Genomic DNA, 22004 nt, shown 5'->3' with positions numbered 1-22004 from the left:
AGCGCCGGACGGGCTGGTTGTACGGGCCGCCGCTGCGTCAATCGCCGGAATTGTCGCATTTCACCCCTTAAATGGTGCGGGTGACCACATCCGACCGTCGTTCCGTGCTGTGGGCGGGCGCCGGGCTCGTCGCCGGGGGTGCGTTCGCGGCCGCGTGCTCGCCCCCCGGGTCCGCCTCCGGCGCCGTCGCCGCCCACCCCGCCGCCACCTCCGCGCCCCCCGCCGCCACGACCCCGGCCTCCGCCGGCCCCGCCTCCGCGAGACCCGCCCGCGCCCCCCGCGCCTACCCCGGGCAGCCCGTCCAGATCACTCACGGGCCCCGGGACCGGCCCCGGGTCGCCCTCACCTTCCACGGGCAGGGGGAACCCTCCGTCGCCCGGACCCTGCTCGGGGAGGCCGAGCGACGAGGGGCGCGGGTCACCGTTCTCGCCGTCGGGAGCTGGCTCGACGAACACCCCGACCTCGCCCGCCGCATCCTCGACGGCGGGCACGACCTCGGCAACCACACCCAGCGCCACCTGGACATCAACGCCATGTCCGAGACGGACGCGGCGGCCGAGATCACCGGCTGCGCCGAACGGCTGCGCAGACTCACCGGATCCATCGGAACCTGGTTCCGCCCCTCCCGCACCGCCCGCGCCTCCCCGCTCGTCGAGACGCTGGCCCGCCGCGCCGGCTACCCGCACGTCCTCTCCTACGACGTCGACTCCCGCGACTTCACCTCGCCCGGCGCCCCCGCCGTCGCCCGCAACGTCCTCGACGCCGTCCGGGACGGGTCCATCGTGAGCCTGCACTTCGGGTACGCGGACACGGTCGCCGCGCTCCCCGCCGTCCTGGACGAACTCGACCACCGCGGACTGCGCGCGGTCACCACCACGGAGCTGATCGGCTGATGCACCGCAACCTCGTCAAAAGCACCCTGCTGGCCGGCGCCGCACTCGCCGTCCTCGCCGCCTGCGGCGCCGACGGCAAGGCCGGCGCCGACCGGGACGGCACGGACCGGGCAACCAAGGCGGCCGCCCCGGCACCGAAGAAGCCGCGCAAACCCGTCGTCGACGGGCTGCCCGGCATGCCGCCCGTGCTGGATCCCAAGGACGTCTACGCCGCCGACCGCCCGAACAAACTCTCCCCGGTGGTCAAGGACTTCCCGTCCCGGGTCTACGTCCCCAACACCGAGTCCGACACCGTCTCCGTCATCGACCCGACAACGTACGAGGTGATCGACACCCTCCACGTCGGCCGCCAGCCGCAGCACGTCGTGCCGTCCTGGGACATGAAGACGCTGTGGGTCAACAACGACCGAGGGCACACCCTCACCCCCATCGATCCGAAGACCGGTAAGACCGGCCGGTCGGTCGAGGTGCACGACCCGTACAACCTCTACTTCACGCCCAACGGCCGGTACGCCGTCGTCATGGCCTCCCTCGACCGCGAACTCGTATTCCGCGACCCGCACACCATGAAGCGGATCAAGACCGAACCGGTCACCTGCTACGGCGTCAACCACGCCGACTTCTCCCTCGACGGACGGTACTTCATCGTGTCCTGCGAGTTCAGCGGGGAACTGCTGAAGGTCGACACCGAGCGGATGAAGGTCGTCGGACAGCAGAAACTGCCCTTCAAGGGCGCCATGCCGCAGGACGTGAAGATCTCCCCCGACGGCAAACGGTTCTACATCGCGGACATGATGGCCGACGGGGTGTGGATCATCGACGGCGACACCTTCGGCAAGCCGCGGTTCCTGTACACCGGCAAGGGCTGCCACGGGCTGTACGTCAGCCGCGACTCCCGCGAGATGTACATCTCCAACCGCGGCGAGGGCACCGTCTCCGTCTTCGACTTCACCAAGAACGCGCTCACCAAGAAGTGGCATCTGCCCGACGGCGGCAGCCCCGACATGGGCGGCGTCTCGGCGGACGGCAAGGTCCTGTGGCTGTCCGGGCGCTACGACTCCGAGGTGTACGCCATCGACACCGGCACCGGCCGCCAGCTCGCCCGCATCAAGGTCGGCAGGGGACCGCACGGCCTCGCCGTCTACCCCCAGCCCGGCCGCTACTCACTCGGCCACACCGGCATCTTCCGCTAGGACCTGTCCTCGGGCGCCGTCAGCAGGAGCTCCGCCCCCACCGGTGTGTAGCCCGCCGCCTGGAACGCCCGTATGCTGCGGGCGTTTCCGGGGGCGACCTGAGCCCAGAGCGGCTCGCCGGCCAGGTGGCGGGCGGCGGTGACCAGGCGGCGGCCGAGGCGCCGGTGTCGTACCGTCTCGTCGACCTCGACCGACACCTCCAGCCGGCCGCCCATGCCGCGCCCCACGACCAGGATCCCGCCGTCCGCCACCCAGGCGCGCACCTCGTGGCGCCGGCGCCGGGCGTAGCGGATCCGGGGATGGCCGCGGTCCTCGATCTCCCGTAGCGGCAGCGGCGGCTCGCCGGGCAGCGGGGCGGCCACCAGCAGCGCGTCGATCGTCTCGGCCGTACGCCCCGTGCGCTCCATCAGAGCGGCCAGGAAGCGCGGGTTCATGGACGCCGACAGGGGATCGCAGTCCACGTCGCGCAGTACGCCGTACACCCAGCCCGGGTCCTCGTCGGTGAAGACGACCGAGTGCGCGGTGAACGCGAGGACGCCCGCGTCGCGGTGGGAGGGCTGGGGGACGACGGTCGTCCGGCCGTCGGGCGGCGGGAACGCCCCGCGTGCGGCCGCGTCGAGAATCTCCCGCAAGGTCTCCATGGTCGGTACTCCTCGAATCTGTGGGCGGCGAGTCTGTGGGCGGCCGCTGCGCCGGGCGTTCACCCGGGCCGTTAATCTGACCTGCGTCAGTAGGACAGCAACGTAGGACCGCAAGGCATGACGAAGAGGGGCGGATCGGTGGCCGACATCGAAGAAGCGCGCAAGCAGTTCCAGCGGATCGACACGGACGGTGACGGCTTCATCACCGCGGCCGAGTTCAAGGCCGCCCTGGCCCAGGAGGGCGACTGGAACGTCACCGAGTCGGTCGCCGAGGTCATCATCAAGAGCCGCGACCTCAACGGGGACAAGGTTCTCTCGTTCGACGAGTTCTGGGCTTACCTGAGCAAGTGACCTGAGTCCAGGCAGAGAGGGGGGCGCCGCCTTGGGCGCCCCCCTTCGCCATGCCGGTCGTTCGATCGGCGGCCGTCAAGGCCGTAGGGCGGGCGCCCCCGGCGCGGTCCGTCGGCGGTACTGGCCCGGGGCCACCCCGTACTCCCGCTTGAACGCCTTGGCGAAGGCGAACTCCGAGGCGTAGCCGGTGCGTTGGGCGACCTGGCGCATCGGCACGTCGTCCGCGCGCAGCAGCCGGCCGGCGGTCGTCATCCGCCACCACGTCAGATACGTCAGCGGCGGCTCGCCCACCAGCGCGGCGAACCGGCGGGCGAAGGCGGCGCGGGAGAGGCCGCCCTCCGCGCCGAGTTCCTCCACGGTCCACGCGCGGGCCGGGTCGCCGTGGATCGCGCGCAGGGCCGCCGAGACCGCCGGGTCGGCGAGCGCGGCCGCCCAGCCCGCCGCCCGCCCGGCGCCCCGCTCCTGCTGCCACCAGGCGCGCAGGATGTACAGCAGCAGAGTGTCCAGCAGCGCGGTCACGATGGCGTCCGAACCGGGGCTGCGCTCGTCCAGCTCCATGCCCAGCAGCTCCACCGCCGCCCGCAGCGAACGGTGCGTGCCCACCCGGGCGGGCAGGTGCACCACCTCCGGCAGCTCGGCCAGGAGACGGTGGGCCCGGCCGCGGTCCAACTGGTAGACGCCGCACATCATGACGGTGTCCGCGGTCGCCGACTGCCCTTCCTGGGGCGGCTCTTTGAGCCAGCGCCCGTCGGGGCCCACCGGCGCCTCCTCCACGGGTACGTCGAGCCCGCTGGCCAGCGCGTGTCCGTGCCCGTGCGCCAGGAACACCACGTCCCCGGCCGCCAGTGCCACCGGCTCGCCCGTCGCCGGGATCAGCCATGCCGACCCGCGCAGCAGCACATGGAAGCCGGCCCCGTCCGAGGCCCCGAACCGGACCCCCCAGGGGGCGAACTTGTCCCGCCGCGAGGAGTGCGGCCGCCCGCTGCGCATCGCGGCGACGGCGTCGCTGAGTACGTCCATGCCGACACCGTAGGCCCTTTGCGTGGGGCGAGACGTACGGACAGGAAAGCGATACCGATGGACATGGATCGTCTCGCCCCACCGCCCTAGCGTCGACGGCATGACAACTTCTTCAACGAATCCCCCGTCGAATGCCTCGTCAAGTTCCTCATGGGGCCCTTCGTCGTCCTCTGCGTCAACTCCCGCCAGGGCAGTGCTCTTTCACGAGATAGGCGGCCCCGACGTCCTGACCGTCGAGGAGGTGGAGCTGCCCGCGCCCGGACCCGGGGAGGTGCTCGTCCGTGTCGAGGCGCTGGCGCTCAACCGGGCCGAGGCCCTCTTCCGCTCGGGCGGCTACTTCTACCAGCCCACCCTGCCCGGTTCCCGCAACGGTTACGAGGCGGCCGGCGAGGTCGAGGCGGTCGGCGAGGGCGTGACCGGTTTCGCGCCCGGCGACCCGGTGCTGTCGGCGGGCAACTTCGACCTCGGTGTCCACGGCGTCTACGGCGACCGGGTCCTGCTGCCCGAGACCTCGCTCGTGGCGCGTCCCGCCGGCGCCGACCCCGTCACCGCGGCCGCCGTCTGGCTGACCTATACGACCGCCTACGGCGCCCTGGTCGAACGGGCCGGGATGCGCCCCGGCGACCACGTCCTGATCACCGGCGCGTCCAGCGGGGCGGGCACGGCCGCGATCCAGGTCGTCCGCCGGGCCGGCGCCGTCCCGGTCGTCACCACCCGTACCGAGGCCAAGCGACGGCGCCTGTACGACCTGGGCGCGGAGCACGTCATCGTCAGCGACGACGAGGACGTGGTCAAGGAGACCCGGCGACTGACCGCAGGGCAGGGCGTCGACATCGTCTTCGACGCGATCGGTGGGGCCGGCTTCGCGGCCCTGGGCGAGGCGGTGGTGCCGGACGGCACGCTGGTCAGCTACGGCTGGCTGGACCCGCAGCCCATCCTGCTGCCCCGCCGGTGGCCGCTGACCGTGCACGGCTACGCCGACTTCGTGGTCACCGGCAACCCGGAGGGCCGTCGCCGTGCCGCCCACTACATCGGCTCCGGCCTCGCCGACGGCACCCTGCGCCCGGTCGTCGCCGAGGTCTTCGACGGCCTGGACCGCATCCGGGACGCCCACCGTCTGATGGAGACGAACACGCACACGGGAAAGATCGTCGTGCGGGTGGAATAGCCTGCCGCCGACCGGGGTTGGCGCCAAGAGGACGCATGCATGTGCATCGATACTGATCGATTCCGGAAGGCAGGGCCTGTCATGAAGATCGGCATCATCGGCGCGGGCAACATCGGCGGCAACCTCACCCGGCGCCTCACCGCCCTCGGCCACGACGTCTCCGTCGCGAACTCCCGCGGCCCGCAGACGCTCACGGAACTCGCCGAGGAGACCGGGGCGACCCCCGTCACCGTCCAGGAGGCCGCCCGCGGCGCCGAGGTCGTGGTGATCACGATCCCGGTGAAGGCGGTGCCCGACCTGCCGTCCGGCATCCTGGACGGCGCGGCCGACGACGTCGCCGTCATCGACACCAACAACTACTACCCGCAGCAGCGCGACGGCCGGATCGCGGAGATCGAGGACGAGGGCATCACGGAGAGCCGCTGGACGGAACGCCGCATCGGCCACCCCGTGATCAAGGCCTTCAACGGCACCTTCGCCCAGGACATCCTGGACCGCCCGCTCCCCGCCGGCGACCCCGACCGCATGGCGCTCCCGGTGGCCGGCGACGACGAGGCCGCGAAGGCGAAGGTGCGCGCCCTCATCGACGAGCTCGGCTTCGACACCGTCGACACGGGCGGCATCGACGACTCCTGGCGCCAGCAGCCCGACACCCCCGTCTACGGTCTTCAGGCCGGCGTCGAGGCGGTCACCAAGGCACTGGCGGAGGCGAGCCCGGAACGCCCCGCGACGTTCAGGGCGTAATGCCACACAGGGCGTAATGCCACACAAGGCGTAGTGCCTGGGCGCAGGGAGTGGCTACACACGCTCCAGGGGCCGGTGCGGCCCGTCGGGCAGCTCGACCGTGATCGAGTCCCCGGGCCGCACCACGCCCCCGCTCAGTACCACGCTCATGATCCCGGCCCGGAACTCCGGGCGCCCGTTCGCGTCCTGGCGGACGACCTGCTTCAGCAGGCCCTTCTGGAAGTCGTCGATCTGCGCGCAGGGGTTGCGCAGCCCGGTCACCTCGAGCACCGCCTCCGCGCCGAGCCGCAGCAGCGTCCCGACCGGCAGCGCGAGCAGGTCGATCCCGCGCGTGGTCACGTTCTCGCCGAGCTGACCGGCGGTCACCTCGAACCCGGCCGCCCGCACCTCCTCGAACAGCTCCTCGTGAATCAGGTGGACCTGCCGCAGATTCGGCTGCGTGGGATCCTGCTTCACCCGCGACCGGTGCTTCACCGTGACCCCGGAGTGCACGTCCCCCTCCACCCCCAGCCCGGCGAGCAGCGTGACGCTGTCGCGATTGGGCTTGGTGAAGGAGTACACCCCGTTACTGCTGACAGCACTGACCGACCCACCCATGATGGGAACTCCCCTCTCCCTGCGACTCCCAGCGAACCGCAGGCCAGAGCCTAGAGGAGGGGGCGAGGAAGGAGCGGATGGATTTCTTCGGCTGAGCGGGTCCGGCCCCGGCGCAAGCCCCGCACGTCATACGCGGACCGAGGCTTTTGGGCGATATATACTCATCTGGGTGTCCGAGCTTGCCGTCAGGCCTGATTCTCTGGAGTCCTCCCGATGACGCCGATGAGCCGCCTGCCATGAGGCCCCACCCGACGCGGGGGCGGATCACGGCGCTGGACGCCTACGACATCCGGTTCCCCACATCTCGTCGGCTCGAAGGGTCGGACGCGATGAATCCCGATCCGGATTATTCGGCGTCATACGTGATCATCCGCACTGATGCCGGGGACGGGCTGGAGGGGCACGGGTTCTGCTTCACCATCGGCCGGGGCAACGAGGTCGAGGTGGCGGCGATCAACGCGCTGCGCCCGCATGTGGTGGGGCTGCGGCTGGGAGAGGTCCTGTCCGACCTCGGGGGGTTCTCTCGCTCGCTCGTCGGCGACAGCCAGCTGCGATGGCTGGGGCCGGAGAAGGGCGTGGTGCACATGGCCATCGGCGCCGTGGTCAACGCCGTGTGGGATCTGTACGCGAAGCGGGAGCGGAAGCCGCTGTGGAAGCTGCTGGCCGACCTGGCGCCCGAGCAGGTGGTCGCGTTGCTCGACTTCCGTTATCTGGAGGACGCGCTGACCCCCGACGAGGCGCTGGGGATCCTGTGGCGGGCGCGGAGCGGGATGGGGGAGCGGGAGGCGCGCCTGCTCGCCGAGGGGTATCCGGCGTATGCCACGTCTCCTGGCTGGCTCGGTTATTCGGACAACAAGGTCGCCGGGTTGGCCCGGGAGGCCGTGGACAGCGGGTTCAGGCAGATCAAACTCAAGGTCGGCGCCGATCTGGACGACGATGTGCGGCGGTGCCGTACCGCGCGGGGGATCATCGGCCCCGGGGTGCGGATGGGGCTGGACGCCAATCAGCGCTGGGGGGTCACCGAGGCGGTGGGGTGGATCCGGCGACTGGCGGAGTTCGACCCGTACTGGATCGAGGAGCCGACCAGCCCGGACGAGATCCTCGGTCTCGCGGCGATCCGCCGGGAGGTGGCGCCGGTGCGGGTGGCGACGGGCGAACATGTGCACAACCGGGTGGTGTTCAAACAACTGCTCCAGGCGGACGCGATCGACTTCCTGCAGTTGGACGCCTGCCGGGTCGGGGGAGTCAACGAGAACCTGGCGATCCTCCTGCTCGCGGCCAAGTTCGGGATCCCGGTGTGCCCGCACGCGGGCGGGGTGGGCCTGTGCGAGCTGGTGCAGCACCTGGCGATGTTCGACTATCTGGCGGTCTCCGGCACCCTCCAGGACCGGGTCATCGAGTACGTGGATCATCTGCACGAGCACTTCCTCGACCCGGTGGTGATCGTCCGGGGGCGGTACGCGGCCCCGACCGCCCCCGGCTTCAGCTCGGCGATGCGGCCCGAGTCGCTCGCCGCGTACGCGTACCCCGGCGGCGCCGCCTGGCAGGCCCCGTACGACGTGCCTCCTTCCACTGGGACGACCGACCGCTGACCACTCACTCGGAGCCGAGTACATGAAGCGACGCATCGCCGCTGTCGGAACAGCCCTCGCACTCGGCTGCGGGCCGGCCGTCACCGCCTGCGGTGGGGGCACGAGCAGCACCACCGACACCGCTTCGGGCAAGGTCGGGGTGGTCCTGCCGCTGCTCACCTCGCCGTTCTGGGAGTCGTACAACTCCTACGTCCCCAAGCAGGCCGCCGCGCAGGACGTTCGCCTGCTTCAGACGGTGAACTCCGACTCCGACCCGAGCAAACAGATCACCGACATCCAGAATCTGCTCGCCCAGAACGCGAAGGGCCTGGTCGTCTCGCCGCTGGACTCCGCGGCGATCGTCACCGGGCTGAACGCCGCACAGCGCAAGGGCGTGCCGGTGGTCGCCGTCGATGTGGCGCCGGACAAGGGCAAGGTCGCGATGGTGGTCAGGGCCGACAACCGTGCCTACGGCGAGAAGGCCTGCCGGCAGCTCGGCGACGCGGTGAAGACGGGCAAGGTCGTGCAGATCCAGGGCGATCTGGCGTCGATCAACGGGCGGGACCGGTCCGAGTCGTTCAGCGCGTGCATCAAGAAGAACTACCCAGGCATCAAGGTGCTGGACATTCCCGCCGTCTGGAACGCGGAGAAGGCGGCGGCAGGCCTGGAGGCGCTCTACACCGCCAACCCCGATGTCAAGGGCATCTACCTGCAGGCCGGCGGCGTGTATCTGGCCCCCACGCTGAGCACGCTGCGGCGGCACAACGCGCTGGTGGCGGCCGGCGATCCCAGGCACATCGTGATCGTCTCGAATGACGGCATCCCGCAGGAGCTGGACGCGATCCGCAAGGGCCTGATCGACGCGACCGTCTCCCAGCCGACCGACCTGTACGCCAAATACGGCATCTTCTACATCAAGCGGGCGATGGAGGGCCAGACCTTCCACCCGGGCCCGACCGGCCACGGAAGCACCATCGTCCGGCTGCCCAGCGGAATCCTGGAGGACCAGCTCCCGGCGCCCCTGGTGACCAAGGGCAACGTCGACGACCCGTCGCTGTGGGGCAACCAGATCGGCAAGAGCTCCTGAGACCCGGCAGACCGTCTCCCCGGGCGGCCAGGAAGCGAGACCGCGATGAACCGGACGCCACTGACCGAACCCCGCGCCGACGGCCCCGGCCGCCCCGCGGTGGCCGAGGCCAACGGGATCCGTAAGCGCTACGGGCCCACCGTGGCCCTGGACGACGTGCGGATCGCCGTGCGGGCCGGTGAGTCGCACGCCCTGGTCGGCCGTAACGGGGCCGGCAAGTCGACCCTGGTGGCCATCCTGACCGGACTGCAGCGGCCGGACCGTGGTGTCGTCCTGTTCGACGGTGAACCCGCCCCCGGCCCGGCGGACCGTGAGGCGTGGCAGCGGCGGGTCGCCTGCGTGTACCAGCAGTCGACCATCATCCGTGATCTCACTGTCGCGGAGAACCTGTACGTCAACCGGCAACCCACGGTGCGCGGCCAGGTGATCAGCTGGCGGCGGATGCGCTCGGCGGCCCGCGACCTGCTGGACGAATGGGGGGTGGAGGTCGACGAGAACGTGCCGGCGGGCGGGCTCACCGTCGGGGACGCCAAGTTGGTGGAGATCGCCCGGTCGATCTCGCGCGGAACCCGGTTCATCATCCTGGACGAGCCGACCGCCCAGCTGGACAGCCGGGCGATCGACCGCCTGTTCACCCATGTTCGGCGGTTGCAGCGGGCCGGGATCACCTTTCTCTACATCTCCCATCATCTGGAGGAGGTCTACGCCGTCTGCCAGGTCGTCACCGTCCTGCGGGACGCCCGCTGGATCACCACGGCGCCCGTGGGCGAGCTGGGCAGGACCGAACTCATCCAGGCGATGACCGGCGAGCGGGGCGCGGGTGCGGTCCCCGGCGCCGGCCGCGTCCGGTCGCGGCCGGCGGACGCGCCCGTGGCCGTACGGGTGCACCGGCTGAACGGCCCGCATTTCACCGACGTCAGCTTCACCGTCCGGTCCGGCGAGACGGTGGGGCTGGCCGGGCTCGCGGGCTCGGGGAGCCATCAGGTCGCCGAGGCGCTGGCCGGGCTGTACCGGCCCGACAGCGGGCTCATCGAGATTCTCGGCCGTCCGACGCGGCCCGGCAGCGTCGCCTCGGCGCTCGCGGCGGGCGTGGGCTGTGTGCCGCGCGACCGGCATCACGAAGGACTGGTACCGGAGCTGTCGGTGGCCGAGAACGCCTCCATGACCATCATGGACCGGCTGGGGCGGCTGGGCGTGATCTCGCGCCGGGCCCGGGACGCCTTCGCCCGGCGGACCATCACCGCTCTCGACATCACCACGGCCGGCCCGGACCAGCCGGTCAAGGACTTGTCGGGCGGTAATCAGCAGAAGGTCGTCATGGGCCGGGCGCTGGCCACCGACCCGGGGGTACTCGTGCTCGTCAATCCGACGGCGGGTGTCGACGTGAGATCCAAGCGGGCGCTGCTGTCGGTCGTCGACCGAGCCAGGGCCGCGGGACGCGCGGCACTCGTCGTCTCCGACGAGCTGGCGGACCTGCGCACCTGCGACCGCGTCCTGGTGATGTTCAACGGCGCCCTCGCCGCCGAGTACGGCGCCGGCTGGACCGACGAGGAACTGGTGGCCTCGGTCGAAGGGGTCGGCACCGGCCATGAATGACACCGCGCCGAACGGCCCGGGGCCCGGTGGTGGGCCGGACGGCGCGGTCCGCCACCCCGTCCGCGCGATCGCCCTGGGCCGGATCCGCGACCTGGCGCTGCTGCCCGCGGTGGTGCTGCTGCTGGTCATCGGTGCGGTCAGCAATGACAGCTTCCTCGAGCGGGACAACCTGCTCAATGTGCTCAGCGCCTCCTCGGCGCTCGGACTGCTGGTGCTCGCCGAGGCGATGATCCTGATCAGCGGCAAGATGGACCTCTCGCTGGAGTCGATCGCGGGGCTCGCCCCGGCCCTCGGCTTCATGGCCGTGATCCCGGCCGCCTCGGCGGGTTTCGGCAGCGAGCTGCCCACGTGGTTCGGCCTGCTGATCATTCCGCTCACCGGGGCGCTGATCGGGGCCGTGAACGGTCTGCTGATCGTCAAGCTCCAGCTCAACGGCTTCATCGTGACCCTGGCGATGAACATCGTGCTGCGCGGAGTCCTGGTCGGCATGGTGTCCGGCAAGACCTTGTTCGACGCCCCCGCCGCGTTCTTCGCCCTCGGGTCCGACAACTGGCTCGGCGTCCCCGTCTCCGTGTGGGCGACCGGTGCCTGTTTCGCCGTCGCCGGGTGGGCGCTGCGCTACCACCGGCTGGGCCGCGCGGTGTACGCGGTGGGCGGCAACGTCTCCGCCGCGCGGGCTGCGGGCATCCGCGTCGACCGGGTGGCCTGGGGCGTTCTGGTCATCGGCGGGACGCTGGCCGCGCTGGCCGGTCTGGTGATCGCCGGACGGGTCGGGGCGATCAACGCCAATCAGGGACAGGGCCTGATCTTCACCGTGTTCGCGGCCGCCGTCATCGGCGGCATCAGCTTGAACGGCGGCAAGGGATCCCTGGCCGGGGCGTTGCTCGGGGTCCTGCTGCTGGGCATGCTGGAGAACCTGCTCACCCTGGCGCAGGTGTCGTCCTTCTGGATCCAGGCCATCTACGGCGCGATCATCCTGGTGGCGCTGATGATCGCCCGACTCACCACCGGCGAGGGCCAGGAGTAGGGCGGGCGGGGCCAGGAGTAGGGCCAGGGCGAGGAGGAGGGCGAGGCCCGGGAGCGGTCCAAGAGGGGGGCAGTGCCAGGTGGTACGAACTAGAATGTCCCATATGCCATCCGCCAGATGGGACGGCTGTCATGATGTTCCCCAAGGAGGTAACACCGGACGGAACGCATGGGCCGTTCGAGATGGCGAATGTGGCTGCTGCGGTGATCGACGCGAAGGGCACGGTCATCGGCTGGACGGAGGCCGCTGAGCGGCTCCTGGGATACGGCGCGTCGGAGGTCCTCGACCGCTCCGCCGTCACTTTGCTGGCGCAGCCCGAAGACGCGTCACGGGCGGCCGACGTCGCCGATGAGTGCGGGATCCGGGAGAGCTGGGGTGGCCTGGTGGGCGCTCGGCACCGTGACGGCCGCCGGCTTGAGGTCGGGCTGCGGGTGACCACGATGTCCGACACCAGCGACCGCAAGGCCTGGCTCGTATCGGCGATCGACGTGTCGAAGGCACCGACCTGGGCGGTCAACTGGGAGGTGCTGGAAGGCTTCCTCACCCGCTCCCCGCTCGGCATGGCCGTGCTCAGCCCGGACCTGCGCTATGTGTGGATGAACGACACCCTGGAGCGCTACGGCGGTGTGCCGCGCGCTGAGCGGCTCGGGCGCCGCATGTCGGACTCGTTGCCGGGCCTGAACACCGACGCGCTCGAAGCACAGATGCGACAGGTACTGAAGACCGGCGTGCCGGTCATCGACTACGAGTACCGGGGCTGGACCTGGGCGGATCCGCACCAGGAACACGCCTACTCCACCTCCTTCTTTCGGCTCGACGACCCGGACGGCAAAACGCTGGGCGTGTGCTACATGGGCATGGACGTCACCGACAGATGGCGGGCCCGGGAGCGCCTGGCCCTGCTCAGCGAGGCCAGCGCCCGTATCGGGGGCACGCTGAACGTGATGCGGACCGCCCAGGAACTGGCCGACTTCTCGGTGCCGACGCTCGCCGACTTCGTGACCGTCGATCTGCTCGAAGCGGTGCTGCACGGCGACGAACCCGGTTCGGGGCCGGCCGACAGCGCGGTACGGCGTGCCGGTCAGCAGTCGATCCACGAGGGCTGCCCGGAGTCGGTGATCGCCACCGGAGACACGATCGACGCACCCAGGTCCTCGCCGTACTTCGAGAGCATGGTCAACGGCACCGCGGTGCTGGAACCGTTCCTGGACCCGGCCACCGCCCCGTGGGTCGCGAAGGACCCGGCGCGGGCCAGGAGCATCGCGGAGTTCGGCATGCACTCGGTGATGTGGGTGCCGCTGTCCGCGCGCGGCACCGTGCTGGGGGTGGCGACCTTCGTCCGTATGGAGCATCCACAGCCGTTCGAGGAGGACGATCTGCTGCTGGCCGAGGAGCTGGTCAGCAGGGCCGCGGTGTGGGTGGAGAACGCCCGCCGCTACACCCGTGAGCACACTGCGGCGCTCGCCCTGCAGCGCAGTCTGCTCCCGCAGGGGCTGAACGGCGGGGCCGCCATGGAGGTGGCCTCGCGCTATCTGCCGGCCGATGTACGGGAAGGGGTGGGCGGCGACTGGTTCGATGTGATCCAGCTCTCCGGCGCCCGGGTCGCCCTGGTCGTCGGTGATGTCGTCGGGCACGGCCTCAACGCCGCGGCGACCATGGGCAGGCTGCGTACCGCCGTCCAGACGCTCGCCGACATGGACCTGCCGCCCGATGAGCTGCTGGCCCACCTCGACGACCTCGTGATCCGTCTGACGGAGGAGAAGGGCGGCGACGACGAGCCCATCGCCACCGCCGTACTGGGCGCCACCTGCCTCTACGCCGTCTACGATCCGGTCACCCAGCTGTGCACCATGGCCCGGGCCGGACATCCGCCGCCCGCCGTGGTCACCCCCGGCGGCAAGGTCACCTTCCCGGCCCTTCCGGCGGGCCCTCCGCTGGGCCTCGGCTCGTTGCCCTTCGAGTCCGCCGAGATCTCCCTCCCCGAGGGAAGCCTGATCGCCCTCTACACCGATGGCCTCATCGAGACCAGTGACCAGGACATCGACGTCGGGCTGTCCCGCCTCAGCGATGTGCTCGCGCACTCCGGCCTGTCGCCGGAGGAGCTCTGCTCGGCGGTCGTGGACAGTCTGCTCACCGGCCCGCAGACCGACGACGTCGCGCTGCTTCTGGCCCGGCCGCATGCGCTGGGCGCCGACCGGGTCGCCTCGTGGGACCTGCCGACGGATCCGGCGATCGTCGCGGGCGCCAGGGAGCTGGCCGTCCGCCAGCTCCTCGGATGGGGGCTGGACGACCTGGTGATGACCACGGAACTGGTGGTCAGCGAGCTGGTCACCAACGCCATCCGGCACGGCACCGGACCCATCAGGCTGCGCATGATCCGGCATGACAGGTTGATCTGCGAGGTGTCCGACGCCAGCAACACCTCGCCTCGGATGGGCCATGCGCGGACCACCGACGAGGGCGGCCGGGGGTTGTTCCTGGTCGCCCAGCTGACCCGCCGATGGGGCACGCGCTACACCCCCGCCGGAAAGATCATCTGGGCCGAGCAGGACCTCCCGGGCCCGGTGGGCCACCGGGGCGGGCGCTGACGGCCCGGCTGCCGAGAGCCCGGGGCCTTCCGCCGCCGGAGCGGGGAAGGCCCCGACAGCGCTGAAAGACACGACGCGCCGGTCAGGCCTGCTGCCTCAGCACTCGATGATGTTCACCGCCAGCCCGCCGCGGGCCGTCTCCTTGTACTTGACGCTCATGTCCGCGCCCGTGTCCTTCATGGTCTTGATGACCTTGTCCAGGGACACCTTGTGCGAGCCGTCGCCGCGCATGGCCATGCGGGCCGCCGTGACCGCCTTCACCGCCGCCATGCCGTTGCGCTCGATGCACGGGATCTGGACGAGGCCGCCGACGGGGTCGCAGGTCAGGCCGAGGTTGTGCTCCATGCCGATCTCGGCCGCGTTCTCGACCTGTTCGGGGGAGCCGCCCAGCACCTCCGCCAGGGCGCCCGCCGCCATGGAGCAGGCCGAGCCGACCTCACCCTGGCAGCCGACCTCGGCGCCGGAGATGGAGGCGTTCTCCTTGAAGAGCATGCCGATCGCCCCGGCGGCGAGCAGGAAGCGGACGACGCCGTCCTCGTCGGCGCCCGGCACGAAGTCGACGTAGTAGTGCAGGACCGCCGGGATGATGCCGGCCGCTCCGTTCGTGGGCGCCGTGACCACCCGTCCACCGGCCGCGTTCTCCTCGTTCACCGCCATCGCGTACAGCGTGATCCACTCCATGGAGTGGGCCAACGGATCGCCCTCGGCACGGAGTTGACGGGCCGTCATCGCGGCTCGGCGGCGCACGCGCAGGCCGCCCGGCAGGATGCCCTCGCGGGACATGCCCCGGGACACGCAGCCCTGCATCACGCGCCAGATCTCCAGCAGCCCGGTCCGGATCTCGTCCTCGGTGCGCCAGGCGCGCTCGTTCTCCAGCATGAGCGACGAGATCGACAGGCCGGTCTCCTTCGCCAGGCGCAGCAGCTCGTCGCCGGTACGGAAGGGATACTTCAGGACCGTGTCGTCGAGTTTGATGCGGTCCTGCCCGACCGCTTCCTCGTCCACGACGAACCCGCCGCCGACCGAGTAGTACGTTTTGGTGAGCAGTTCCGCGCCCGAGGCGTCGTACGCCCACAGCGTCATGCCGTTCGCGTGGTACGGCAGGGCCTTGCGGCGGTGCAGGACCAGGTCGTCGTCGAAGGAGAACGGGATCTCGTGCGAGCCCAGCAGCCGCAGCCGGCCGGACTCCTTGATCTGCTCCACCCTGTCGTCCGCCCCCTCCACGTCCACCGTGCGCGGCGAGGAGCCCTCCAGGCCGAGCAGGACCGCCTTCGGGGTGCCGTGGCCGTGGCCGGTCGCGCCGAGCGAGCCGTACAGCTCGCCGCGGACCGACGCGACGGCGTCCAGCAGGCCCTCGTTGCGCAGTCGCCGCGCGAACATGCGGGCCGCGCGCATCGGGCCGACCGTGTGGGAGCTGGACGGGCCGATGCCGATCGAGAACAGGTCGAAGACCGAGATGGCCACGGGGACTCCTCAAGACAAGGGGTGGTGCAGAAAGGTTTTCGCCGGGTGCCCCGCCCACCCGTCTTACGAGTGTGCGGGGCTGCCGGGCAAACAGGAACTACTTGTTCAGAACGGGGTACAGCGGGTGCTTCTCGGCCAGGGCGACGACCCGGGCCTTGAGCGCCTGCGCGTCGTAGGACGGCTTGAGCGCCTGCGCGATGACGTCCGCGACCTCCGCGAAGTCCTCGGCGGTGAAGCCGCGGGTGGCGAGGGCCGGGGTGCCGATCCGCAGCCCCGACGTCACCATCGGAGGCCGCGGGTCGTTCGGGACCGCGTTGCGGTTGACGGTGATGCCGACCTCGTGGAGACGGTCCTCGGCCTGCTGCCCGTCCAGCTCGGACTCGCGCAGGTCGACCAGGATCAGGTGCACGTCGGTGCCGCCGGACAGCACGTTCACGCCGGCCTCGCGGGCGTCCGGCGCCGTCAGCCGCTCGGCGAGGATCCGCGCGCCCTCGACCGTACGGCGCTGGCGCTCCTTGAACTCCGCCGAGGCCGCCACCTTGAAGGAGACCGCCTTCGCCGCGATCACATGCTCCAGGGGACCGCCCTGGAAGCCCGGGAACACGGAGGAGTTCAGCTTCTTCGCGAACGCCTGCTTCGCCAGGATGATCCCGCCGCGCGGGCCGCCCAGCGTCTTGTGCGTGGTGGACGTGACGACGTCCGCGAACTCCACCGGGTTGGGGTGCAGCCCGGCCGCGACCAGGCCCGCGAAGTGCGCCATGTCGACCCACAGATACGCCTCGACCTCGTCGGCGATCCGGCGGAACTCCGCGAAGTCCAGCTGCCGCGGATACGCCGACCACCCGGCGATGATCACCTTCGGCCGGTGCTCCTTGGCGAGACGCTCGACCTCGGCCATGTCGACCAGACCGGCGTCGTCCACGTGGTAGGCGACCACGTCGAACTGCTTGCCGGAGAAGTTGAGCCGCATCCCGTGGGTGAGGTGGCCGCCGTGGGCGAGGTCCAGGCCGAGGATGGTGTCGCCGGGCTGGGCGAGGGCGAACAGGGCGGCCTGGTTGGCGGAGGCGCCCGAGTGCGGCTGGACGTTGGCGTACTCGGCGCCGAACAGGTCCTTGATCCGGTCGATGGCGATCTGCTCGGCGACGTCGACGTGCTCGCAGCCGCCGTAGTAGCGCCGGCCCGGATAGCCCTCGGCGTACTTGTTGGTCAGGACCGAGCCCTGCGCCTCCATGACCGCGAGCGGAGCGAAGTTCTCCGAGGCGATCATCTCGAGGGTGGACTGCTGGCGGCCCAGTTCGGCGTCGACGGCGGCGGCGATCTCCGGGTCGAGCTCGTGCAGGGGCGTGTTCAGGACGGACATGCGTCTACGACTCCTCAGCCGGTGGTGAAGGCGGTGTACTCGTCGGCGGACAGCAGCTCCTGCGGCTCGCCCGCGACGCGTACCTTGAACAGCCACCCGCCCTCGAAGGGGGCGGAGTTCACCAGCGACGGGTCGTCGGCGACATCCTGGTTGACCTCGACGACCTCGCCGTCGACCGGCGAGTACAGCTCGCTGACCGACTTGGTCGACTCCAGCTCACCGCAGGACTCGCCCGCGGTCACCGTGGCACCGACCTCCGGGAGCTGGACGAACACCACGTCGCCGAGCGCGTTGGCCGCGTGCTCCGTGATGCCGACCGTCGAGACGCCGTCCTCGGCGCCCGACAGCCACTCGTGCTCCTTGCTGTAGCGCAGCTGCTGGGGGTTGCTCATGGCCTGAATTCTCCTGTACGCGGGTGGGTGCTGATGAAGGGGGGACTGCTGGAACCGTGCGTGAGCAGCGGGAATGTGTGCGGCGTCACGCGCCCGGAGGGGTCTTGAGTCTCTACTTGTGGCGCTTGTAGAAGGGCAGCGCCACGACCTCGTACGGCTCGTGGGCGCCCCGGATGTCCACGCCGACGCCCGGGGTCCCCGGCGCCGCGTGGGCCGCGTCGACGTACGCCATCGCGATCGGCCTGCCGAGGGTGGGGGAGGGGGCGCCGGAGGTGACCTCGCCGATCACGGCACCGCCCGCGACGACCGCGTACCCGGCGCGCGGGACGCGACGCCCCTCGGCGACCAGGCCGACGAGGACGCGCGGGGGCTGCTCCTGCGCCCGCGAGGCCGCCGCGGCGAGCGCCTCGCGCCCCACGAAGTCGCCCTCCTTGCCGAACTTGACCACCCGGCCCAGCCCGGCGTCGAACGGGGTGAGGGAGGTGCTCAGCTCGTGCCCGTACAGCGGCATGCCCGCCTCCAGACGCAGCGTGTCCCGGCAGGACAGGCCGCATGGGAGAAGTCCGACGCCCTCGCCCGCCTTGGTCAGCGCCTGCCACAGCTCGACGGCGTGCTCCGGCTTCACGAACAGCTCGAAGCCGTCCTCGCCGGTGTAGCCGGTGCGCGCGATGAGCGCGGGGACGCCGGCGACGGTGCCGGGCAGACCGGCGTAGTACTTCAGGCCGTCGAGGTCGGCGTCCGTAAGCGAGGCCAGGATGCCGGGGGACTCCGGTCCCTGGACGGCGATCAGGGCGTAGGCGTCCCGGTCGTCACGGACCTCGGCGTCGAAGCCGGCGGAACGCTCCACGAGGGCGTCCAGCACGACCTGCGCGTTGGAGGCGTTGGCGACGACCATGAACTCCGCGTCGGCGAGCCGGTACACGATCAGGTCGTCGAGGATGCCGCCGTCCGCGCCGCAGATCATGGTGTAGCGGGCGCGGCCCACGCCCACGGCCGCGAGGTCGCCGACGAGCGCGAAGTTCAGCAGGGCGCCCGCCTGCGGACCGCTGACGGTGATCTCGCCCATGTGGGAGAGGTCGAACAGCCCGGCCTTCGTGCGGACGGCGTTGTGCTCGTCGCGCTCGGAGCCGTAGCGCAGGGGCATGTCCCAGCCGGCGAAGTCGGTCATGGTCGCGCCGAGGACACGATGCAGCGCATCGAGCGCGGTGTGACGGAGTTCTTCAGTACTGCTCATCGGACGGTCGTCTCCCAAGGCATGACGGGCGAGGTGGTTCCTCCCCACTCCTCCCCATCTGTCATCGGAACCTGAGAGGTTCGCCATGACTGCCCGTTACGACGGGTCGGACATGGCTTGCACCTTGGGTGGGGCCGACCTCGTCGAGACAAGGGGCGGCCCGCTTTTCAGATGTGCCTCGCCCGCGCGGTAACGGGGACCTGAGAGATTCAAGGGAGGGACTTGCTCCTTCGGCGCCCCAGCGAAACTGCTGCTGAGGACTCTCCCGCGCGGATTCGAACGGCCGGTATGCAGTTGGCGCGGCCATCATTGCACGGCCCGCCCCGATCGCGGCAGGCCGCATCTGTAACCGGCCTGTGTCGGTATGCGTACGAAATCGCGAGGCGCCGCGCATTACCTTCTCTTTACGCTTGGCGGGGATGAGGACTACCTGACCCCAGGGGAGGACGATCACGGTGAACGAGGCGACCACGGCGAGGACCACGGCATTCGCGACCATCTCGGGGATCGCGCTGCCCGCGCAGCCCGGCGCCCAGGCCCGCAAGGCGTGCGGCCGGCAGCCCGAGCCCGTCGTCCGTGACCTGCGCGAGCGGGCCGGCCGCAGCCCGCACGGCCTGCTCTTCGGCCCCCGTGACCTGGTCGTGGTCACCGGACTGCCCGGCAGCGGCAAGTCCACGCTCATGAAGCGGGCCGTGAGCGGTGTCCGCGTCGACTCCCAGGACACCCGCGACCGCTGGGACGCCCGCGCACCCCGCCTCCTGCCCTACGCCCTCTACCGCCCCCTCGTCCGCCTCGCCCACTACGCCGGACTGCGCCGGGCCCTGCGCGGCGGCAAGGGCGTCGTCGTGCACGACTGCGGCACACAGACCTGGGTGCGTGACTGGCTGGCCCGCGAGGCCCGCCGCCGCGGCGGCACCCTCCACCTGCTGCTGCTCGACGTCGGCGCGGACACGGCCCTGGAGGGCCAGCGCGAGCGCGGCCAAGGCGTCTCGCGGTACGCGTTCCTGCGCCACCGGCACGCCGCCGCCCGGCTGCTGCGCTCGGTGGAGAAGGGCCGGCTGCCCGAGGGCTGCGGCTCGGCGGTCCTGCTCGACCGCGACGCGGCCGACACGCTGCGCCGGATCGGATTCACGGGCTGAGGGCTCGGGCGGAACGCCCGGTACCCGCTAGCCTTTCAGCCACAGCAGAGTGAGCGGTTCTTAGCAGGCGGTAGGCAGATGGACTTCCCCCCGGCAGACTTCCCGACGGACTTCTCCGCGGACTTCCCGGCGCAGGCGCACCCCCATTCGCACGGCGGATGGCCCGGCAACGAGCTGGAGGAGGTGCTCTCCGTCTCCCTCGGCGTGCCGGGAGCCGGCGGCCGCATCGTGGAGGTGCTCGGCCGCAGCTTCGTCTGGGTGCCGCTGCCCAGCGGCGGCGGCCCGCACAGCGGCCCCCTCGACCTGCCCACCCTGGAGCTCGACGGCCAGGTGTACGTGCCGGTCTTCAGCTCCGAGGAGCAGTTCCGCCAGGTCGTCGGCTCGCACATGTCGTTCACGATCGCGCCCGCCGTGGAGTTCGCCCGCGGGCTGCCCCCGCAGGTCGGCATCATGGTGAACCCCGAGGGCGTGGTCGGCGTCCCGCTGCCGCCGCCGGCCGTCGCCGAGCTGTGCCGGGCGGGCCGCACCCCGTTGGACGGCCCCGCGAGCGGCGGCCGCGTCCGCCTCTACGAGCCCGACTGGCAGGACGACCCGGTGGACTTCCTGGCCGCGGCCTCGGCGGAGTTCGAGTCCATAGGCGTGGTCCGCACGGCCCGCCGCTGCCTGGCCGCGATCGAGACGGCGGACCCGGTGATGTTCGTCGGCGTCGAACTCTCCCAGTGGGAGGGCGACCTGCGCGCACTCCCGCTGGAGGCACTCGGCAGGGCCCTGGGCCGCACCTCGTCCCCCTGGCCGGTCAACCTGGTCCTCCTGGACGTCGCCCAGGACCCGGTGGGCGAATGGCTGAGGACCAGGGTCCGCCCCTTCTACACAAGGGCCCACTAGCAACTCCCTCAGGGTAAAGCCGGCCTGGGGGCGCGGGGCTGTGCTCCCCTGCGGCTTCGCCGCGGGGCGCGCTCGGCCACGCACGATCTGCAGCCCGAGGATGACAGCACGCCCCGAGCTCTCAACGGCTCGACCAGCAGAGCGCCTAAGCTGGACTCCAACGCGGGGCAACAAAAAAGAAGGGGCGGTACAGGTGAGCGCCAGCGGCATCGCGACCGGTCAGGTCGAGCACATGCTGCGCCAGGTCACGCCCGGGCGCTACGACGCCTACGAGGCGCTCCTGCGCGCGCTCGCGACCCCCTCCTCCGGCCAGGTCTGGATGCTCCTGTGGCACGGCCAGGCCGGCTCCCCGGACGCCCAGTACGGAAACATGGAGGTCGAGGGCTACGGCTACGCGCCGTGCGTGACCTCCGCCCAGGAGCTCAGCGCGAGCGGCTGGAACAGGTCCTACGAGGTGGTCGACGGACTCGACGTGGCCCGCACCCTCTACCCCGACCACTACGGTCTCTGGCTGAATCCGCACGCTCCCGGCGGCGGCGTCGGCATCCCCTGGCTGGACCTGCGCCGGATCGCGACCGGCCTGGAGCGCCAGCCCGCAGGCCCGCTGCGGCTGTCCGAGCCCGGCATCGAGGTCCCGCAGTTCTACGCCCTGCTCGCGCAGAACGCCCACCGTACCCCGGTGGTCCGCGCGTTGCGCCGGGCCTGGGTACAGCCGGCGCTGGGCGCTCCCTACCTGGCCATCGGGCTCGACGTGTACGAGTCCTCGCCGCCGGCCGTGGACGCCGTACGGGCGATGATGCAGCAGTCCATCGGCGCGGTGCCGGAGGGGCTGCCGGTGTCGACGGTCGCCATGACCGACGAGTACGACCCCGTCGTGATGTGGATGCGTGCCAACGCCCGGCCTTTCTACGACCGTGAGGCCCACGCTTCCGCCCCGGCCCAGGCGCCCGCGGGCGGCTACGGCTATCCGCCCACCGGACGCTACTGACCGCCGCCGCGGATCTCCCTCGCCCCTCCTGTCGCCTTCACCCTTCCTTCCACTCCTGTCACGGGG

20 protein-coding genes and 1 riboswitch are annotated in these 22004 nt (G+C 71.1%); of the genes, 13 read left to right on the top strand and 7 right to left on the bottom strand.

Annotated elements, in window-relative coordinates; translation table 11 throughout:
• Positions 1-71 precede the first annotated feature (71 nt).
• Complete coding sequence (locus ACIBTS_RS11065; protein ID WP_399318367.1) at positions 72-893, top strand: polysaccharide deacetylase family protein; 822 nt, start codon at positions 72-74, stop codon at positions 891-893.
• On the top strand, positions 893-2086 hold the full coding sequence (locus tag ACIBTS_RS11060) for a YncE family protein (RefSeq protein WP_399318365.1): 1194 nt from the start codon (positions 893-895) through the stop codon (positions 2084-2086). The genes ACIBTS_RS11065 and ACIBTS_RS11060 overlap by 1 nt, the downstream gene beginning before the upstream one ends.
• Here ACIBTS_RS11060 and ACIBTS_RS11055 read toward each other — a convergent pair.
• Positions 2083-2727, bottom strand: coding sequence for a GNAT family N-acetyltransferase (locus tag ACIBTS_RS11055; RefSeq protein WP_399318363.1), 645 nt, complete (start codon positions 2725-2727; stop codon positions 2083-2085). The genes ACIBTS_RS11060 and ACIBTS_RS11055 overlap by 4 nt on opposite strands.
• Positions 2728-2865: 138 nt before the next feature.
• Here ACIBTS_RS11055 and ACIBTS_RS11050 point away from each other — a divergent pair, with 138 nt between their 5' ends.
• Positions 2866-3078: an EF-hand domain-containing protein gene (locus ACIBTS_RS11050; protein WP_079659372.1), complete on the top strand. Its 213-nt coding sequence runs from the start codon at positions 2866-2868 to the stop codon at positions 3076-3078.
• Between the two features lie 75 nt (positions 3079-3153).
• Here the strand turns inward: ACIBTS_RS11050 and ACIBTS_RS11045 are convergent, their stop codons facing one another.
• Positions 3154-4098: an AraC family transcriptional regulator gene (locus ACIBTS_RS11045; protein WP_399318361.1), complete on the bottom strand. Its 945-nt coding sequence runs from the start codon at positions 4096-4098 to the stop codon at positions 3154-3156.
• 193 nt (positions 4099-4291) lie between these two features.
• Between ACIBTS_RS11045 and ACIBTS_RS11040 the strand changes: the two genes are divergently transcribed.
• Positions 4292-5266, top strand: a complete 975-nt coding sequence (locus tag ACIBTS_RS11040) for a zinc-dependent alcohol dehydrogenase family protein (protein ID WP_399318359.1) — start codon at positions 4292-4294, stop codon at positions 5264-5266.
• Positions 5267-5347: 81 nt separating this feature from the next.
• Entirely contained in the window at positions 5348-6010 is a 663-nt protein-coding gene (locus ACIBTS_RS11035; protein ID WP_099935901.1) for an NAD(P)-binding domain-containing protein, read from the top strand.
• A 54-nt stretch (positions 6011-6064) separates the two neighbouring features.
• On the opposite strand, the gene ACIBTS_RS11030 is transcribed toward ACIBTS_RS11035, so the two are convergent.
• Entirely contained in the window at positions 6065-6607 is a 543-nt protein-coding gene (locus tag ACIBTS_RS11030) for an MOSC domain-containing protein (protein ID WP_399318356.1), read from the bottom strand.
• Positions 6608-6843: 236 nt separating this feature from the next.
• Between ACIBTS_RS11030 and ACIBTS_RS11025 the strand changes: the two genes are divergently transcribed.
• The 5 genes from ACIBTS_RS11025 to ACIBTS_RS11005 all read left to right on the top strand — a co-directional run bounded on the left by ACIBTS_RS11025 (position 6844) and on the right by ACIBTS_RS11005 (position 14476).
• Entirely contained in the window at positions 6844-8199 is a 1356-nt protein-coding gene (locus ACIBTS_RS11025) for an L-fuconate dehydratase (protein ID WP_399318354.1), read from the top strand.
• A 22-nt stretch (positions 8200-8221) separates the two neighbouring features.
• Entirely contained in the window at positions 8222-9265 is a 1044-nt protein-coding gene (locus tag ACIBTS_RS11020; protein WP_399318352.1) for a sugar ABC transporter substrate-binding protein, read from the top strand.
• A 45-nt stretch (positions 9266-9310) separates the two neighbouring features.
• Positions 9311-10861: a sugar ABC transporter ATP-binding protein gene (locus tag ACIBTS_RS11015; RefSeq protein WP_399318350.1), complete on the top strand. Its 1551-nt coding sequence runs from the start codon at positions 9311-9313 to the stop codon at positions 10859-10861.
• Positions 10854-11888 (top strand): ABC transporter permease, encoded by a 1035-nt coding sequence (locus ACIBTS_RS11010; protein ID WP_399318348.1) that lies wholly within the window; start codon positions 10854-10856, stop codon positions 11886-11888. The genes ACIBTS_RS11015 and ACIBTS_RS11010 overlap by 8 nt, the downstream gene beginning before the upstream one ends.
• Before the next feature lie 131 nt (positions 11889-12019).
• The gene (locus tag ACIBTS_RS11005; protein ID WP_399318346.1) at positions 12020-14476 is read left to right on the top strand and encodes a SpoIIE family protein phosphatase; all 2457 of its coding nucleotides are present in this window, start codon (positions 12020-12022) and stop codon (positions 14474-14476) included.
• Positions 14477-14572: 96 nt separating this feature from the next.
• Here ACIBTS_RS11005 and ACIBTS_RS11000 read toward each other — a convergent pair whose 3' ends face one another.
• From ACIBTS_RS11000 to gcvT, 4 genes are all read right to left on the bottom strand, one after another.
• Entirely contained in the window at positions 14573-15940 is a 1368-nt protein-coding gene (locus ACIBTS_RS11000; protein ID WP_399318344.1) for an L-serine ammonia-lyase, read from the bottom strand.
• Positions 15941-16037: 97 nt separating this feature from the next.
• On the bottom strand, positions 16038-17300 hold the full coding sequence (glyA, locus tag ACIBTS_RS10995; protein WP_399318341.1) for a serine hydroxymethyltransferase: 1263 nt from the start codon (positions 17298-17300) through the stop codon (positions 16038-16040).
• A gap of 14 nt (positions 17301-17314) precedes the next feature.
• Complete coding sequence (gcvH, locus tag ACIBTS_RS10990) at positions 17315-17692, bottom strand: glycine cleavage system protein GcvH (RefSeq protein WP_319672320.1); 378 nt, start codon at positions 17690-17692, stop codon at positions 17315-17317.
• Positions 17693-17804: 112 nt separating this feature from the next.
• The gene (gene gcvT / locus ACIBTS_RS10985; protein WP_399318338.1) at positions 17805-18926 is read right to left on the bottom strand and encodes a glycine cleavage system aminomethyltransferase GcvT; all 1122 of its coding nucleotides are present in this window, start codon (positions 18924-18926) and stop codon (positions 17805-17807) included.
• Positions 18927-19103: 177 nt separating this feature from the next.
• A riboswitch (glycine riboswitch) is annotated at positions 19104-19204 on the bottom strand.
• Between the two features lie 177 nt (positions 19205-19381).
• Here gcvT and ACIBTS_RS10980 point away from each other — a divergent pair.
• The 3 genes from ACIBTS_RS10980 (at position 19382) to ACIBTS_RS10970 (ending at position 21938) form a co-directional block, all read left to right on the top strand.
• A complete protein-coding gene (locus tag ACIBTS_RS10980; RefSeq protein ID WP_399318336.1) occupies positions 19382-20065 on the top strand; it encodes an AAA family ATPase in 684 nt (227 codons plus the stop codon).
• 78 nt (positions 20066-20143) lie between these two features.
• A complete protein-coding gene (locus tag ACIBTS_RS10975) occupies positions 20144-20950 on the top strand; it encodes an enhanced serine sensitivity protein SseB (RefSeq protein ID WP_319341289.1) in 807 nt (268 codons plus the stop codon).
• 193 nt (positions 20951-21143) lie between these two features.
• The gene (locus tag ACIBTS_RS10970; protein ID WP_399318334.1) at positions 21144-21938 is read left to right on the top strand and encodes an enhanced serine sensitivity protein SseB C-terminal domain-containing protein; all 795 of its coding nucleotides are present in this window, start codon (positions 21144-21146) and stop codon (positions 21936-21938) included.
• Positions 21939-22004: the final 66 nt, after the last annotated feature.

The sequence above is a fragment of the Streptomyces sp. NPDC050121 genome (assembly GCF_044460385.1).
In the GTDB taxonomy this organism is placed as follows: domain Bacteria; phylum Actinomycetota; class Actinomycetes; order Streptomycetales; family Streptomycetaceae; genus Streptomyces; species Streptomyces soliscabiei.
This window is presented reverse-complemented; position numbering and strand designations above follow the sequence as displayed.

Bases quoted from the DNA above. Each gene is read 5' to 3' on its own strand.
- ACIBTS_RS11065 (WP_399318367.1), top strand. From the start codon at position 72: ATGGTGCGGGTGACCACATCCGACCGTCGTTCCGTGCTGTGGGCGGGC.
- ACIBTS_RS11060 (WP_399318365.1), top strand. From the start codon at position 893: ATGCACCGCAACCTCGTCAAAAGCACCCTGCTGGCCGGCGCCGCACTC.
- ACIBTS_RS11055 (WP_399318363.1), bottom strand. From the start codon at position 2,727: ATGGAGACCTTGCGGGAGATTCTCGACGCGGCCGCACGCGGGGCGTTC.
- ACIBTS_RS11045 (WP_399318361.1), bottom strand. From the start codon at position 4,098: ATGGACGTACTCAGCGACGCCGTCGCCGCGATGCGCAGCGGGCGGCCG.
- ACIBTS_RS11035 (WP_099935901.1), top strand. From the start codon at position 5,348: ATGAAGATCGGCATCATCGGCGCGGGCAACATCGGCGGCAACCTCACC.
- ACIBTS_RS11030 (WP_399318356.1), bottom strand. From the start codon at position 6,607: ATGGGTGGGTCGGTCAGTGCTGTCAGCAGTAACGGGGTGTACTCCTTC.
- ACIBTS_RS11025 (WP_399318354.1), top strand. From the start codon at position 6,844: ATGAGGCCCCACCCGACGCGGGGGCGGATCACGGCGCTGGACGCCTAC.
- ACIBTS_RS11020 (WP_399318352.1), top strand. From the start codon at position 8,222: ATGAAGCGACGCATCGCCGCTGTCGGAACAGCCCTCGCACTCGGCTGC.
- ACIBTS_RS11015 (WP_399318350.1), top strand. From the start codon at position 9,311: ATGAACCGGACGCCACTGACCGAACCCCGCGCCGACGGCCCCGGCCGC.
- ACIBTS_RS11010 (WP_399318348.1), top strand. From the start codon at position 10,854: ATGAATGACACCGCGCCGAACGGCCCGGGGCCCGGTGGTGGGCCGGAC.
- ACIBTS_RS11005 (WP_399318346.1), top strand. From the start codon at position 12,020: ATGATGTTCCCCAAGGAGGTAACACCGGACGGAACGCATGGGCCGTTC.
- glyA (WP_399318341.1), bottom strand. From the start codon at position 17,300: ATGTCCGTCCTGAACACGCCCCTGCACGAGCTCGACCCGGAGATCGCC.
- gcvH (WP_319672320.1), bottom strand. From the start codon at position 17,692: ATGAGCAACCCCCAGCAGCTGCGCTACAGCAAGGAGCACGAGTGGCTG.
- gcvT (WP_399318338.1), bottom strand. From the start codon at position 18,926: ATGAGCAGTACTGAAGAACTCCGTCACACCGCGCTCGATGCGCTGCAT.
- ACIBTS_RS10975 (WP_319341289.1), top strand. From the start codon at position 20,144: ATGGACTTCCCCCCGGCAGACTTCCCGACGGACTTCTCCGCGGACTTC.